General features: G+C 47.4%; 1 protein-coding gene. It reads left to right on the forward strand.

All coding sequences use genetic code 11. The features are described 5' to 3' along the window. Positions 1 to 287: exodeoxyribonuclease VII large subunit (locus A3761_RS08720; protein WP_304439605.1), on the forward strand; the 287-nt coding region annotated here is incomplete at its 5' end. Positions 288 to 422 lie beyond the last annotated feature (135 nt).

The following is a 422-nucleotide window of genomic DNA, read 5'->3' on the forward strand; positions in this document are numbered from 1 at the left end:
TTGAACAAAGCGCAGCAACACTAAACAACGCTTACGACAAACTAGTACAAGCGCAGCATGCAAACCTGGAACAACAGCAACACAGACTGGCGATTCTAGCCCAGACACTGCACACGGCAAGCCCTCTTGCAACCTTAGGGCGCGGCTATGCCATATTAAAGTCCGATAAACAGAAAGTTCAAACCCAGTGCAGCGACTTCAAGGCGGGAGACAAAATCAGTGCCACACTAAAAGATGGGATTGTCCATTGTACCGTCGACCAAAGTGTTCCAGAACTGGACTTATAACTCAGCCCAGCTTACTTCAAGGCTTGATAAATTTTCGCTAGATTGTACTGCATCATATCGAGATAGCTTGGCGCTAGCTCATGAGATAAGGCGCCCGAGATCAGTTCACCTCCAAAATTGACTCCCGTTTCCATT

This window comes from Oleiphilus sp. HI0123 (assembly GCF_001635315.1).